19 protein-coding genes are annotated in these 14418 nt (G+C 67.6%); 9 read left to right on the plus strand and 10 right to left on the minus strand.

The window, feature by feature from the left end; all coding sequences use genetic code 11:
• Positions 1–3 precede the first annotated feature (3 nt).
• Genes sseD through WS70_RS25665 form a run of 5 tightly spaced genes read right to left on the minus strand, consistent with a single transcriptional unit; the run spans position 4 to position 3603 of the window.
• Positions 4–582 (minus strand): type III secretion system translocon protein SseD, encoded by a 579-nt coding sequence (gene sseD, locus WS70_RS25645; RefSeq protein ID WP_059472999.1) that lies wholly within the window; start codon positions 580–582, stop codon positions 4–6.
• Positions 583–627: 45 nt separating this feature from the next.
• On the minus strand, positions 628–2127 hold the full coding sequence (gene sctE / locus WS70_RS25650; protein WP_059472998.1) for a type III secretion system translocon subunit SseC family protein: 1500 nt from the start codon (positions 2125–2127) through the stop codon (positions 628–630).
• A gap of 1 nt (position 2128) precedes the next feature.
• Entirely contained in the window at positions 2129–2608 is a 480-nt protein-coding gene (locus tag WS70_RS25655) for a SycD/LcrH family type III secretion system chaperone (RefSeq protein WP_108034056.1), read from the minus strand.
• 58 nt (positions 2609–2666) lie between these two features.
• Positions 2667–3221, minus strand: coding sequence for a type III secretion system translocon protein SseB (sseB, locus tag WS70_RS25660; protein ID WP_059472997.1), 555 nt, complete (start codon positions 3219–3221; stop codon positions 2667–2669).
• Positions 3222–3249: 28 nt separating this feature from the next.
• The gene (locus WS70_RS25665) at positions 3250–3603 is read right to left on the minus strand and encodes a hypothetical protein (protein ID WP_059472996.1); all 354 of its coding nucleotides are present in this window, start codon (positions 3601–3603) and stop codon (positions 3250–3252) included.
• A 387-nt stretch (positions 3604–3990) separates the two neighbouring features.
• On the opposite strand from WS70_RS25665, the gene WS70_RS25670 reads away from it, so the two are divergent.
• Genes WS70_RS25670 through sctW form a run of 8 tightly spaced genes read left to right on the plus strand, consistent with a single transcriptional unit; the run spans position 3991 to position 8918 of the window.
• Positions 3991–4713, plus strand: a complete 723-nt coding sequence (locus WS70_RS25670; RefSeq protein WP_226382863.1) for a helix-turn-helix transcriptional regulator — start codon at positions 3991–3993, stop codon at positions 4711–4713.
• 13 nt (positions 4714–4726) lie between these two features.
• Positions 4727–4942 (plus strand): type III secretion system needle filament subunit SctF, encoded by a 216-nt coding sequence (gene sctF / locus WS70_RS25675; RefSeq protein ID WP_010109100.1) that lies wholly within the window; start codon positions 4727–4729, stop codon positions 4940–4942.
• A complete protein-coding gene (locus WS70_RS25680) occupies positions 4939–5376 on the plus strand; it encodes an EscG/YscG/SsaH family type III secretion system needle protein co-chaperone (protein ID WP_082722434.1) in 438 nt (145 codons plus the stop codon). The genes sctF and WS70_RS25680 overlap by 4 nt, the downstream gene beginning before the upstream one ends.
• Entirely contained in the window at positions 5288–5632 is a 345-nt protein-coding gene (gene sctI, locus WS70_RS25685; protein WP_059598382.1) for a type III secretion system inner rod subunit SctI, read from the plus strand. The genes WS70_RS25680 and sctI overlap by 89 nt, the downstream gene beginning before the upstream one ends.
• Entirely contained in the window at positions 5629–6378 is a 750-nt protein-coding gene (gene sctJ, locus WS70_RS25690; protein ID WP_059472992.1) for a type III secretion system inner membrane ring lipoprotein SctJ, read from the plus strand. The genes sctI and sctJ overlap by 4 nt, the downstream gene beginning before the upstream one ends.
• Entirely contained in the window at positions 6378–7151 is a 774-nt protein-coding gene (locus WS70_RS25695) for a type III secretion system domain-containing protein (RefSeq protein ID WP_059598383.1), read from the plus strand. The genes sctJ and WS70_RS25695 overlap by 1 nt, the downstream gene beginning before the upstream one ends.
• A complete protein-coding gene (locus tag WS70_RS25700; RefSeq protein WP_059598384.1) occupies positions 7148–7822 on the plus strand; it encodes a FliH/SctL family protein in 675 nt (224 codons plus the stop codon). Before WS70_RS25695 ends, WS70_RS25700 begins: the two co-directional genes overlap by 4 nt.
• A complete protein-coding gene (gene sctW / locus WS70_RS25705; protein WP_059598385.1) occupies positions 7806–8918 on the plus strand; it encodes a type III secretion system gatekeeper subunit SctW in 1113 nt (370 codons plus the stop codon). Before WS70_RS25700 ends, sctW begins: the two co-directional genes overlap by 17 nt.
• 15 nt (positions 8919–8933) lie before the next feature.
• Here sctW and WS70_RS25710 read toward each other — a convergent pair whose 3' ends face one another.
• The 5 genes from WS70_RS25710 to WS70_RS25730 all read right to left on the minus strand — a co-directional run bounded on the left by WS70_RS25710 (position 8934) and on the right by WS70_RS25730 (position 13649).
• Entirely contained in the window at positions 8934–10136 is a 1203-nt protein-coding gene (locus WS70_RS25710) for a CyaA/EF/ExoY family adenylyl cyclase toxin (RefSeq protein WP_226382864.1), read from the minus strand.
• Positions 10137–10298: 162 nt separating this feature from the next.
• A complete protein-coding gene (locus WS70_RS25715; protein WP_059472987.1) occupies positions 10299–10520 on the minus strand; it encodes a hypothetical protein in 222 nt (73 codons plus the stop codon).
• Positions 10521–10541: 21 nt separating this feature from the next.
• The gene (sctD, locus tag WS70_RS25720) at positions 10542–11750 is read right to left on the minus strand and encodes a type III secretion system inner membrane ring subunit SctD (RefSeq protein WP_059598386.1); all 1209 of its coding nucleotides are present in this window, start codon (positions 11748–11750) and stop codon (positions 10542–10544) included.
• Positions 11751–11757: 7 nt separating this feature from the next.
• Positions 11758–13263 (minus strand): EscC/YscC/HrcC family type III secretion system outer membrane ring protein, encoded by a 1506-nt coding sequence (locus WS70_RS25725; RefSeq protein WP_226382865.1) that lies wholly within the window; start codon positions 13261–13263, stop codon positions 11758–11760.
• A complete protein-coding gene (locus tag WS70_RS25730; protein WP_226382866.1) occupies positions 13260–13649 on the minus strand; it encodes a hypothetical protein in 390 nt (129 codons plus the stop codon). Before WS70_RS25730 ends, WS70_RS25725 begins: the two co-directional genes overlap by 4 nt.
• Before the next feature lie 116 nt (positions 13650–13765).
• On the opposite strand from WS70_RS25730, the gene WS70_RS25735 reads away from it, so the two are divergent.
• On the plus strand, positions 13766–14416 hold the full coding sequence (locus WS70_RS25735; protein ID WP_059472985.1) for a two component system response regulator: 651 nt from the start codon (positions 13766–13768) through the stop codon (positions 14414–14416).
• Positions 14417–14418: the final 2 nt, after the last annotated feature.

Raw genomic sequence — 14418 nt, forward strand, 5'->3', positions numbered from 1 at the left:
CCGTCAATACCGCACCGCGGCGGCGATCTGCCCTTGCAGCGTCACGAGATCGCGCAGCGCGTCGCGCATCTGCCGCGACGCGTCGAGCGCGCGCTCGACCGTCGATGCGAGCGCCTGTTGCAGGCGCTCGGCGGACTGGCTCTCGAAATCGCCCTGCAACTGCGTCTGCTGCGCGTCGCGCGTGAGCGACGCGTTCGCGACGCCCGCGATTCCCTGCCCGGCCTTCGACAGCCCGTCGGTCGCCGACGCGCCGAGCTGGCTGCCCGACGCCGCGCCGATCGCGCTCACCGCGCCGCCGACGATCTGCCCCACCGCGGACGCCATCGCCGCATTGAAGTTCTGCATGATCGCCTGCTGCTTGGTCTCGAGCACGCCGACCTGCCGGTCGTACGCGATCCGTTGCATTGCCTCGTTGAACGTGCGCTCCAGGTCGCGCATCTCGCTGAAGATCTTCTGCAGCTTCGCCTTCAGCTGGTCGATCGTCGCCATCGGTCCGTCGCCCGCGCCGAACACGCCGGCCGTATCGATGCCCAGCGTATCGGCGCGGACCGGCGCGCCGCCGGCTTGCGTCACAGTACTCATCACTCGTTCCTCTCGGATTTCAAACGGCGCATATCCGCCGTGCACTCAAACCATCGATGCGGCGATCTGCGCCTGCACCGCGGCGCTCTGCCTGAGCGCCTGACTGCCGTCCTCGACCGCCTGCCCCGCCTTCTCGACGAGTTCCTTTGCGTCCTTCGTCTGCGCTTCCTTCTGCTGCTTGTAGAACGCGAAGCACATCTGCAGCCACTGCTGGTCGAGAATCAACTGGTCGATCTCCTTCTGCAGCTTCGCGCGCTCGATGCCGAGCACGCCCGACGTCGTCTGGCTCGCGGCGCCGATCGTCGCGCGCGCCGTGTTCAGGAGCGGCGACAGCGATGCCTTCAGCGCAGCCGCCATCACGTCGCGCTTGACCTGCTTCGCAATCGCCTTCGTCAGCGCCTGCGCGGTCAGCTCGACGCCGCGGTCGATCGCCTCGTTCGCGACCTTCTGCACCGCCTTCGTCACCATCTTCTCGATCGCCTCGCGCGAGAAGCTCTCGAGCATCCGGTTCACGCCGAGCTGCTGGACCGTCTTCTGCAACGCTTCCTTGCCCGCCTGCTTGGACGCCTCGAGCGCGGTCTTGCCGAGCCCTTGCAGAATCTGTTCGGACACCTGCGAAGCGACTTCCTTGCCGATCGCCTGCGCGGTCTTCTCGACCGCCTGCTTGCTGCCCGACTTGATCGCCTGCTCGAGCGCCTCGCCCGCGCCTTTTTCGAGCACCGCGGTCGTCGCCTTCGGAATCGCCTTCGTGAGCAGCATGTTGCGCGCGGCGCTCGTCACGTCGACGACCGCGCCTGCGATCTCGAACGTCAACTGCACCTTCGCGGCGACGTCGGCGGCCTGCCGGTACTTGTCCGCGTTCTTTTCGTCGATCAGCGCGAGCGTGTTCATCGTCGCCTTCACGACGCCGGCGAAGCCCGCCATCAGATCCATCGCGCCGCCCGCGACCATCATCGCGTTGCCGGACAGCGCGCCGCCGATCATCTTCGCGACGCCGGACACGACCTCGACGGCCGCGACGATCCAGTCGAAGATCACGCCGAAGATCCCGGCCTTCTTCGCCTTCTGCTGCTGCTCGACCGCCTTGTCGATCTGCTCGCGGTAATCCTTGATCTCCTGCTGCCGGACCTCGTCCTGCTTCGCGGACATGATTTCGAGCGCCTTGCTCTTCAGCTCCGCGGTGTTGCCGAGCACCTTCGTCGACAGCAGCGTCGTCGCGAGCAGCATCGTCTCCATCGACACGCTCTCGAACGCGCGCAGGCCGATCGACGATGCCGCGCCCTTGTCGCCGGACGCGCGGTCGAACTTGTCGAGCACGCGGCCGAGCGCGCCCGCCGCGTCCTTCATCGATACGAGCGCCTGCGCGGCGAACGGCGCGCGCGCATCGGCGGCGAGCCGTGCGCGCGCTTCGTCGACGACGACCGACGCGCCGCGCAGCAAGCCTGCCGCGACGCGCGCGCGGGCGACGCCGTCGTTCTGCCCTTCGGGCTCGATCGGCGCGAGCGCGCTCCCCTGCGTTCCATGTGCGTTGATCGCAACTGCCATTTCATGTCTCCCCTTCACATTGCGCGAGCTGCTGCATCGCGTTCGCCTTGATGTCGCGATGCCCGTCGCGCTCGCCGCACCAGTTGAGCGCCGCGCGAAACGCCTTCGCCGCGTAGTCGAGATTGCCGGCGAGCCGGTAGCTGACGCCCGCGTGATACGACGCACGCGGATCGTCGACGCCGATCATCCCGGCGCGGCTGAAGCAGAAGATTGCTTCGTCATGTCGAGCGAGCCGCTGCTGGCAAAGGCCGAGCGCGAACCAGTAGTCGAAGTTCCAGTGATCGACGCGCGCGAGCATCAGAAAGAAGTTGCGCGCGGCGTGCAGCTCGCCCATGTCGAAAAGCTGCGTCGCGTACGCGTACAGCGTGTCAAGGTCGCGCCGCTCGACGTCGGCGAGCATGCGAATCGATCCGCCCGACGCGAAGAAGCGCTGCAACACCACGTGATCGTCGTCGGGCATCGTTTGATTGAGTGCGGCCATCGGATGGTCTCCCGTGCTGCGGCCGGCGCGATCGAAGCCGCGCCGACCGCGCGTCGCGTCAGCGGATCGCCGACGCGATGCCCTTCGTCGATTCGGCGAGCATGCTCTGCAGGCTGTTGATCATCTGCACCGCCGTGTTGTAGTTCTGCATCAGCTGCTGCATCTTCAACTGGCTTTGCTGGACGAAATCCGACGCGCGCCCCGACACCGATTCCAGCGACGACTTCACCGACATCAGATCGGCCTTGTCGAGCTTGCCGCCCTTGTCCTTCATGAAGTCGTCGATCGTCTTGCCGTTCACGAGAATGTTGTTGTCCTTCATGTACTTGAGCACTTCGCCGGGCAGCTCTGTCTTGTCTTCCGGCTTGATCAGCTTCGCGAGCGCGGCCTCGGCCTTGTTCGCCATGTCCTGCGCGTCGCGCGAGATATTCGACTTCTTCTGCATGTCGTCGAGCTTCGCCGTCGTCTGGCGGCTCAGCAGATCCATGATCACGAGCATCATCGCGATGCTGTCGCCGATCGGATGCGGATTCGCGACGTTGCGGTTGTCGCCGCCGCCGACCGAGTCGGCGTTGTGCATCATGGTTTGGGTCGTCGATTGAATGGGCGTCATGACTTGATTTCTCCGTTTCGTTGCTTGCTCAAACAAATACGCGATTGAACTGCTTCACCGTCCGGCTCTCGCGATGCGCCGAGACTTCCGGCGCCGCGCCGCCGCTCGCGAGCTGCGCGACCTCGTCGCCGAGTCGCTTCAGGCAGCGTTCGGCCTTGCCCGCCTGCTCGTTCATCCTGTCGGCCAGGCCCTGCCCGCCGTGCTGCATCAGATCGTCGAGACGCCGCAGCTTGCGTCGCGCGTCCGGATCGTGCGCAGCCCGTGCGCGCAGCGCCGCGACTTCGTCCTGCAATGCCTGAAACGCCTGCATCTGCTCGCGCATCGCTTCCTTGCGCCGGCGCAGATCGGTCATCGCATCCTTGAGTTGCTCGAGTTCTTGCATCGCTCACCTCGTTCTTGATGGGTTCATCGTAATTTCTCCGCACGCTTTCGCTTTACTGAAAACCGCGGCGGCTTTCGATTTCGGAATCGCGCTCGCGGCCTCCGCATTCGCTTTCGCGGCGGCCGACACGGCCGGCCGCGCGGCGCACGGCGTCGCGTCAGCGAATCGCCGACGCGACCCGATTCGTTGCATCCATCGTAGCGACGCGCTGCCCGGGGCTTTTTCGGAATCCGGCCGCGCATTCCGTTTTTTCGACAACGAACCGCCGACGCGCCGGGGCGGCACGCGGCCTCGCCGACCAACGGTTTCAGGTGATGACCTGAGACGATTTTTCAGCCAAATAGCCGATGATTCCGACCGGGCAGCAACAACAGCCACGGGGGCTCGATGCAAGTTGTACGTTTCATGTTCGGCCGTCTGAGCGGCCAGGTGAGGACGCGCGGACTGATCCACACGGTGCCGGGCGACTGTATCGCCGTCACCCGTGACGACGCCTCGTTGTGCGACGCCGGCGCCGGCACCGATATCCAGTCCGCCGATTTCTACGCAGCGGACTTCCGCACGCTGTACGCGGAAATCAACGCGCTGATCGACCCGCCGCTGCCGACGCCGTTTTGCGGCGAGCCGATCCGCGTCGTCCAGACGTCGCCCGAAGTGATCGGCATGCTTGAGCTGCTCGCCCCCGTATCGCGTCCGGCGCTCCTCAGCTTTCTATGCGTGTATTGCCTCGGCGCCGACCGCGCGTACTTCTCGCGCCTGCTGCACGCGGCGATGGCGGGCGACACCGAGTTCGTCGACTTCGTCGACGCGCACGCGCTCAATCCGTGGAGCGTCGCGCGCTTCGCCGAGGAATTCGGGCTGCCGCCGCGCAAGTTCAATCTGCTGTTCGTCGAGAAATACGGAACGTCCGCGAAACGCTGGCTCGTCGAGCGCCGTCTCGCGCATGCGCAGCATCTGCTCGCGTCGACGTCGATGCGCATTCTCGACATCGCGCACGAATGCGGGTTCTCGAATCACGCGCATTTCACCGACAGCTTCCGCCGCCGCTACCGCTGCAATCCGACGCAGTACCGGCTGCGCATGAAGCAGCCGACGGCCACAGTGGCTTGACGGAGGCCCGCCGATGGATATCGAAGCCGTCAATCAGCAGTTGTCGCGTCTCGTCGACAAAGTCGGCCACGACGTCGAATCGAAAATGTCCGCGTCCGATCTCAACGATCCGGCGAGCATGCTGCAGGCGCAGTTCGCGATCCAGCAGTACTCGGTGTTCGTCGGCTATCAGAGCGCGGTGCTCAAGGCCGTCAAGGACATGCTGTCCGGCATCATCCAGAAGATATGACGGCGCTCGCGCAAGACGTGCGCCGCCTGCTCGTCGAGTGCGGGCTCGCGGCCGTCAACCACGGGCTCGCGCGGCACGCGTGGGCCATCTACGACGCGCTGCCGGCGCTCATCGCGGATCCCGCCGACCGGCGGCTCGTCGAAGCGACGATGCTGATCGGGCTCGGCCGCGACGGCTCTGCCGCGCGCCTGCTCGCGTCGACGCCGGGGCCCGAGGCCGCGCTGCTGCGCGGGCTGCTCGCGCCCTCGTCCGCGTCAGCATCCGCTTCGGCCGCGTCGGCTGCATTCGCGTCGGTCGCAGCGGGCACTGCCGCCCCGTTCCCATTCGAATTCGCAAGGAGCCTTCATGGACATCACCGCCGCGCAACGCGCGCTACAAACGCTGCAAGCGACGCCGCAGACGGACGCGACGCCGATCGACCAGGCCCAGATTGATGCGTTCACGCGCACGTTGTTCGGCCAGGACGCGAGCACGCCCGAGGCGCGCGCGGCGAGCGGCTTCCAGCACCGCTCGCTCGACGTCGATCGCGCATTGAGCGCCGCGCGTGACCGCGGGGAGGCGCTGATGCAGCCGCTCGACATGCTCGCGAACCAGTCGGCGATGCTGCGCGCGATCCTCGAAGTCGATCTCACCGCGAAGGCGGCGGGCGCGGTGTCACAAGGGATCAACAAGCTGGTGAACATGCAATGACCGCGCGCGCTTCACGCGTCGCGTGCGCGGCCGCGCTGGCGCTGTCGCTCGCGGCCTGCAAGACGGATCTCTACACGAACCTGCCCGAAGCCGAGGCGAACCAGATGATCGCGCTGCTGATGCTGCGCGACATCGCCGTCGACAAGAAGCCGCTGAAGGACGGCAACGTGACGATTCGCGTCGAGTCCGACCAGTTCGTCAACGCGGTCGAGCTGATGCGGCAAAACGGATTGCCGCATCGCAAGCTCGCCGCGCTCGAGGATCTGTTTCCGCCCGGCCAGCTCGTCACGTCGCCCGCACAGGAGCAGGCGAAGATCACGTTCCTCAAGGAGCAGCAGCTCGAAAAAATGCTGCGCGCAATGGACGGCGTCGTCGATGCACAGGTGTCGATCGCCGAAGGCGAGCCGCAGAACCGACGCGACCCGCCGCAGCCGTCCGCGTCGGTGTTCGTCAAGTACAGCCCCGAGCGCAACTTCGGGGCGCGCGAAACCGAGATCCGCAGCCTCGTCGTCACCGGCACGCCGGGCATGAGTCCGGACCACGTAAGCGTCGTGCTGCAGCCCGCCGACTATCGCTACGACATGCCCGCCGAAGACAAGCCGGCGGCGGATGCGAGCCTGCTCGCGTGGCTGCGCGCGCACCGGCTCGCGCTCGGCGTCGCGCTCGGCGCGTTCGGCATCGTCGCGAGCCTCGCACTCGCCGTCATCGCGTCGCGCGGCCGTTCGCCGGGCGAGCCGCGCGCGTGATGAGCGCGGCCCCGCTCACGCCCGAGCTGCAGCGCCTGCATCGGCTCGGCTGGCAGCCCGGCGCCGCGATGCACGACGGCTGGTGGCCGCACCTCGGGCTCGCCGCGTGGCGCGACAGCTACCGCCGCCATCCGGCGTGCCGCGCCGCGATCGATCGGCTGATCGTCGTGCGGCGCGGTTATCCGCGCGCCGCGCTGCCTGCGCGGCTCGACGAGCGGCAACGCGCGCTGCTGTCCGTCGAGCCGCGGATCGGCGCGCTGATCGCCGCGCTCGGCGTAATCGCGCTCGACTGCGCGGATCATCTGCTCGTCAGGCAATACCGGGAGCGGCTCGCCGCGCGCATCGGCGAACGTGGCTGCGCGCAGCTGCTCGCGCTGCATCGCGGATGGCGGTCCGCCGCGCGCGTCGCGGCGCACGAGCGCATCGTCGATGCCGCGACGGATGCCGGCGTGCGATGGTGGCGGCGGGATGCGGCGTCGTGCGTCGTCGCGACGCTGCTCGCGTCGCGGCTGCCGCCGGTGGACGACGCGTTCGACGTCCGCGTTGCGCGGGATGCGCGGGATGCGATAGATGCGACGACCGTGTCCGGCTTGCCGATCTTGCCATATGCGCCAGGCGCGCCGCATGCCCCTGATCCGAAGATCGAGCCGGACGCATCGAACATCGCGACCGCGCGCGCGCCAACGGCCGCGCGAAACGCATTCGATACGCGCCGCCCGCCGCCCGCCGACGCAGCCCCCGACACGCTCCTGAAACTCGCCCGCTTCCTATGAACGGACTCGTTCCCCCGATCGTCTCGCTGCCCGGCCCCGCGCCGCTCGACGTGCATCTGACGGCCGACGCGCTCGCGCGCTACTGCGACGCGGCTGCCGTCGTCGCGGCCGCGCGCGGCGAAGCGCGGTCGCTCGTCGACGATGCGCGCCACGAACTCGACACCGCACGGCAGGCGGCCGCGAACGTGCGTGAAGACGCATACCGGCAGGGCCTCGCGCGCGCCGAAGCCGAGCTCGAACGCCGGCGGGCGGCGCTGATCGACGACACCGTCCTCTGGCTGATCGACGCACAAGCGGCCGAGGCGCACATCGCCGAGCGGATCGACGCGCGCGTGCGCGCGCTCGTCGCGAGTGTGATCGAACCGTACCTCGATACGCAGGACCCCGTCGAACGGCTGACGCAGCGCGTGCTCGCCCATCTTCGCGCCGACGTGCACGCGCGCGCGTTTCGCGTGTCCGTGTCGCCGGCGAACCTGCCGCGCGTGCGCGACGCGTTGCGGCACGATCCCCGCGTGCAGGTCGACGCCGACGCCGCGCTGCCCGACCGCGACGCACGACTCGAAACGCCGGACGCGATCGTCCGCTTCGATCTCGACCGGCATCTGCGCCTGCTGCTCGCGCGCCTGGCCGGCGCCAACGAGGAGGCTCGTCCCGATGCTCAACCGTATTGATCCGGCTGCCGCACAGGCGAGCGCCGCTGCGACGCCGGCCGCCGCCGGAACCGCATCCGCGCAAACGGTCCAGCAGATCGTCCCGCCGCAGTCCGCGCACGAGCTCGCGCAACGCGAACTCGCCGACGCGCCGATCGATTTCGGCGGCGCGCCGCTCGACGCAGCGGGCGTGTCGGGCGAGTCGTTCGCCGAGACGCTGGAGGACATCGGCTTCGCGGTCGGCACGCGTTTTCGGGAGCCGCGCCGCGGCGCGGCGGACGGCCGCGCGGAGCGGCCGCGCGCGCGCTCGATGCTGCAGCAGTTGATCAAGCAGATCGGCGCAGTGTCGGCGGCCGAGCTCGCCGACTTGCGTCAGCGGATTCCCGGCGTCGACGCACTCGACGACCCGGCCGACGCGATGCGCGACGCCGGCTTCAACGCGGGCGAAATCGCGCTGCTGCTCGGCGCGATGCTCGAAGAAGGCAAGCTGTCCGGCGTACGGCGCAAGCGCGCCGAAGACGCGCTCGCCGCGATTCTCGACGGCGACGAATGGGCGCTGCAGCTGTTCGCGCGGCTCGAATTCGGCCACGCCGGCCGCACCGGATTCGCCGAGCTGCGCCGGCTGTATCAGCGCGCGGCCGACCGGCAAAAGCGCCTCACCGAGTGGTTCGACGAATTCCGCCGCCTGCGCGATCGCAGGCGCAAGCTGAAGACGCTGATCCGCGCGCTCGCGTTCGAGCTTTCCACGCAGGGGCCGGCGATGGACGCGCATCTCGCTGCCGTCATCACCGACCTGAAACGCATCCTGCAATTTCTCGGCGTCGAAGATCATTGCGAGCGCGCGGCGCGCATGCTGGACACGCGCGACGTGGACGCCGACGCGCTGCTGCAATCGCTCGTCGCATGCGTCGAGCAGAGCTGGATCAGCTCAGGCTGGATCGCGGCGCGCACCGACGCCGCGATCCGCGACGACGCGCTCCGCTACCGCTATGCGAAGGCGATGCTGGAGCTCGTCAAGCTGCTGCCCGCCGATTGCTTCGACGACGCCGACCAGCACGACGCGATCCTCGGCGCGTTCGCCGAGCATCTCGAAGCGCTGGCCAACGCCGGGCTGTAGCGCGGCCGGCGCACGTCAGCGCAGATTCGCGGACAATTGCTCGCGCGCGACCCGGAACGACTCGCGCCGCACGCTCGTCACTTCTTTTTCCCACAGCGGATTGAGCGGCACGTGGTAGCCCGCCTGTTTCGCGCCGCCGATCAATTCCGCGAGTTCGTGCTTGTCGTGAACGATGCAGATTTCGTCGAAACAACCGATCTTTTGCGGCAGCGCGAACGTCGCCGGATAGTTCGCATCGGGATCAGCGGCCGGGCTGCCGGAGTCGGTGCTGTGGTGAACGACGGCCTCACCGTCGCCGACGAGCGCCGCGTTGATGATCGGAATCATCTCGCGCACGCGCGATGACGCGTTGCCGATCTCCGTGTCTTCTTTCCGATAGAACTCGCTCGGCTGCTGGTACGGGCTTCGCAACGCGTCGGGTATGCCGTTCTTGTAGCCTTCGAGCCGTGCCTTGAACACCTCGTGCGACACGTCGGGCACCGGCAGATTGTCCTGCGGGCCGAGATCGTCGAAGCGCGGGCCGATCAGGAGCAGGTCGTAATCGGCAGTCAGGGGTTTCGCGCCGTCCTTCGGCGGCGCGAGCACCTCGATCGGCTCGCCGCGATGCGCAATCGCATACCTGTCTTCGCCGGCGCTGTGAACGTGCGTTGCCTCGAACGAATAGATCGCTCCGCTCGGCGCTTTCGCTTCGAACGTCGCCGGCATGCCGTTGCCGTCCCGCTTGATCCGGTCGATCAAGCCCTCATCCAGCAGTTTGTCGAAGCGTGCTTTCGACAGGGTCAACGGCACGCGCTTCGCGTAGCCTTCCGCGATGCAGGATTGCACCTGCCGATCGAATTTCTCGATGCGATCCGGCTTGTCCTCCAGCTTGCTGAACCGTTGGTCGACGCAGATGAACGCGGCCTGGGGGCCCCAGTTCGCACTCTTGCCCTTGATATGAAAACCCTTCGTCGGGTGACCGCTTTCGATCAGGTCAGTCGCGAACCGGTCGACAGGCCGAATGCCGATCAGGCAATCGTGTTCGCGCGCGACACGCTGCAGCTCGATTAAATGCGCGGGCACGACCCCGGTCTCACCGCGCACGCGCTCGACAAGCGCGGCGAGCGTGGATTCGGCTGCGCGCCCGGTCGCGGATGGTTGAGTCGAATCCATCGCGCCGTGCAATTCCTGATGCATTGTTCCCGTCACGCCGGGATGCATCGACAACTTATCGATCATCGCTGAACTCCTTCGGTCAAACGTCACGAATCGGTTGCCGCGATCGGCCATCCGACGTCTGCGCCGATCGCGGTGGTTCGATTGTGTTCAACGTGGCGCGACGCCTCTTCCGCATTCAGGCGCTCGCTATCGGTTTTCAATCACGGCCGCTCGCCGCAGCGCTCAGCCGCGCGGCAACACATCCGATTTGTCGGCCGGCATGCCGTGATATCGCGCCCACAGCGTGTTGATTACGTCGCGTGCCGCGTTCGCCGCGAACCGTATGGTGTCCGGACGATTTTCATGACGCGCGGCCACGCTCGCGAGCATCGCGATCAATCGGTCGCGCGCTTCGCCCGTATCGTCGGCGAAGAGCGTCTCTTCGAGAGAAGTCAGTCGTACCATCGACGTTTCCTTGCGGGATGATCACACGTCGAGCGGCACCGACACGAGGCGCTGATCCTTGCGCAGGCTCATCGCGCGCCGCGTCAGGCGCACGATCGCATAGCCGTTCGGCAGCACGCCGCCCGGTTGCAAACGCATGCCGTTCGCGAGCACGACGTAGATCGCGCCCGCATGGCCGCCGACCGTCACGACGGGAGCGGGCAGGTACGCGCTCGCCGTCTGCAGCGACGGCACGTCCTGCCATATCGCAACGAAACCGTCGCGGCTCGATCGGTTGAATTCGGCGATCGCGTCCGTCAACGCCGACGCATGCGCCGGGTCCGCCGAGCCGCTGACGATCAGCGTCTTGCCGGACATCACGATATTCAGGCCGTCGAGCGGCGCGCGGCTCGACAACGCGTCGTACAGCCGGCCGAACCACAGTGCGCGGTCGTTGACCACGCGCCACGCGCGCAGGCCGCGCAGCATCTGAAGCTGCGCGACGACGCGCTGCCACGCCGCGTCGGCGACGATCGGCCCGCGAATCTCGACGCTGTCGAGCGTCGCGTCGCTGCGCACGTCGACGTCGCGATAGCCGTTCAGCGCGAGCACGTTGCGAACGTTGTCGCGCAGCGCGTCCGCGCAGAGGCTCTCGTCGCGCATCGCGATGCCGTGCTCGCGCAGCCGCGCCCGCAGCCGTTCGACGTCCCGCGACGATTCGCAAAGTCCGCTCACGACGACCGAACCGTCCGCCGCGCGAAGCGCGTGCAGGCCGCGCAGCGCCTGCGCCCGAAGCTGCTGCGCGAGCCACCCGTCGACATCGAAGCCCGCGGGCTGAGGCGGCCGCCACAGCAGCAACGCAAGCCCGGCGACGATCGCGACGATCGAAAGCGCCGCGCCGCTCCAGCACGCGATCTCGCGCGTCGGGCGCCTCGCCGCGCGCCGCCGCGCGGGCACCGGGCGCGCGGACAGCGCATCGCCGCTGCCGCCGAGCACGAATGCGACACCCGCGACATCGATCGCGCGATCGAACGGCAATGAACCGCCCGCGTCCCACGGCCCGCCATCGACCCACACGCCCGCGTCGCCCGACACGCGCACGCCGTCTTCGCCGCTCGTCAGCACCGCACGCGCGTCGCCTTCGAGCGGCAGCGCGACGTCCGCGTCGTCGCCGCCGATTTGCGTCGCACCCGCGGGCAAATCGAACTCGAGCCCGGCGAGCGGTCCGTTCAGCCATTTGAGCTTATGCATCGGATCGTCACGTCTGCTGCCAGGGATCGGCCTTGATCAGGAACAGCCGGACCGTATGCCGCTGGCTCTGGCGCGTCGTCTTGAACAGACGCCCGAGAATCGGGATGTCGCCGAGCAGCGGAATCTTGCGCTCGCCTTCGCTCAGCTCGTCCTGCACGAAGCCGCCGAGCAGCAGCGCCTCGCCTTCCTTCAGCAGCGAATGCGTCGCGATTTCGGAACTGAGCGTCTGCGGCAGCGGCTCCTCACGGCTGAGCGGGCTCGTCTGGCGGCCGTCCTGCACGACGAGCGTCAGCATGACCTCCTGCCGGCCCGCATCGCCGATGATGCGCGGCGTCACGCGCAGCAGCGAGCCCGTCGAAATCGATTCGAGCTTCGCGACGCGCTCGGCGCTCACTTTCGTATAGAACGTGATGTTGCGATCGAGCACCGCCTGCATGTTGTCGAGCGTGACGATCGACGGGCGCGACAGGATGCGCGCTTTCGAATTCTGCTGCAGCGCGGAGAGCTGCACCATGAAGCTGCCGGTGTTCGAGATCACCGTCGAGAAGCTGCCCGCGTCGGGCTGGCCGCCGCTGTTGAAGCTGATCGAGCCGCCGCCGATCCGTGCGGACGCCGACCAGTCGACGCCGAGCGCGCCGAGATCCTCCGCATTGATGTCGATGATCGCGACCGAGATCTCGACGAGCTTCGGCTTGCGATCGAGCTGCTCGATCAGATCGCGGTAGAGGCTCATGTTCGCGCGCTTGTCGCGAACGATCACCGCGTTCTGCCGCGCGTCGGCGGCGAACATCGGCAGCAGCCGGTCGCTCGCCGGCTGCTGCCCCTGGCTGTCCTTGAGCGGCAGCGCGCGGCCCTGCGCCATCTCGCGCAGCACCGACACGACGCCCGGCACGATCACCTGCTGCGATCGATAGCTGTACGACGTATCGGCCGCCGTCGCGTACTTGAGCGGAAAGAAGCGCACCGATTCCTGGTTCTGCTCGCGATTGATCGCCTGCTGATCGAGGCGCTTCGCGAATTGCGCGATGCGCTCGAGGCAGACGGGCACGCCGTACGCTTCGATCGCGTTCGATTGCGGAATCGCCTGCACGCGGCATTGCCGCTGATCGAGCAGCTTCGCCGCGCGGAGCTGCTCGATCAGCGTCGCGGACGGCAGATAGTCGAGCGCGACCAGCCGGGCCGACACCTCCCGCGCGCGATACACGTAGAGCGTCTGCCCGTCGTAGTACCACGCGAGCTGATAGAGACGCGCGAGCCGATCGAGCGCGGCCTCCGGCGGGCCGCCGTCGAGCGTGCCGATGAACGCGCCGTCCACCTGCTCGCTGACGATGACGGGCACCCGGTAGTTCGCGCCGAGATCGCGCAGCACGTCGGCGAGCTTCGCGCCGCGCGTCGCGAGAAAAAACGGCGCCGCGCCGTGCGTCGGCATCGGCGCGGCCCACGCGGACGCGCTCGCGGCGAGCGTCGCGGCGGCGAGCGCGCGCACGCGCGCGCCGTGAAGCGAACGCATCATTCGCACGGTCCCGCATGACGCATGCCGCGCGCGGCTTCGTGATGCGCGCTCAGCCAGCGCGCGACGGCGCCCTGCTGCTCGATCCCGACGCGCAAGACGGCCGCATCGACGTCGCAGTCGTAGCGGCGCACGAAATACAGCTTGCCGTCGTCGAGCCACAGCGCATCGTCGGGCTGGCTGCGCAGCGACGCGAGCCACAGCGCCGCATGCGCGAGCCACGCGGCGTCGTGCGGCGCGCCGTCGACCGCGAACGCGACGCACACCCCGTACGCGCCGCCGCCGCACCAGCCGCTCAGCTCGTCCATCGTCAGCGGCCAGCGACCGCGCTGCGCGCCGCCGATCGAAACCGATCCGACGTGCCGGATGCATGCGGGAAGATCAGTCAAGTATCCGTGCTTCATGGCATGACATTTTCAAGATAGACCTTGATAGAATCGATCCGGTCATCACCTGAACTTCGGACGCCTTGAGTAATTTTTCTTCTTCGTCTGGCACCCGTCCTATGGCTCTCACGCATACCGCCGCTCCCGCCGAGATACGCATCCTGGTCGTGGAGGACCATCCCCTGCTGCGGTTGGGCCTCAAGAACCTGCTGGACGCGTCGCCGCCGCTCTCCGTCGTCGACGAAGTCAGCAACGGCCTCGAAGTGTATGCGGCCTGCCAGCGGCTCGATCCCGACATCGTGCTGCTCGATCTCGGCCTGCCCGGCATGAACGGCCTAGACGTGATCCATCAGTTGCGGCGGCGCTGGCCGGACCTCGGCATTCTCATCGTCACGGCCGAGACCACCGAACATCGCGCGAGCGCGGCGCTCACGGCCGGCGCGAACGGCTACCTGCTGAAGAACAGCTCAAAGCAGACGCTGCTCGACGCGATCTGGAAAGTGTGGCGCGGCCATACGGTGATCGATCCGGCGCTCAACGTCGATCAGGTCACGACGAAGGCCGTTCCCGACGGCGCGGTCGCGCTCACGCCGCGCGAACGTCAGGTGCTCAAACTGATTTCGGAAGGCTGCCGCAATCGCGACATCGCAGAAAAGCTCACGATTACGATCAAGACCGTGGAGACCCATCGACTGAATCTGATGCGCAAGCTCGACGCGCACAATGCGGCGGAACTCGCCAACTGGGCGCATCGCCTCGGCCTGCACTGACG

Origin of the sequence: Burkholderia mayonis, assembly GCF_001523745.2 — a bacterium.
Classification (GTDB): Bacteria; Pseudomonadota; Gammaproteobacteria; order Burkholderiales; family Burkholderiaceae; genus Burkholderia; species Burkholderia mayonis.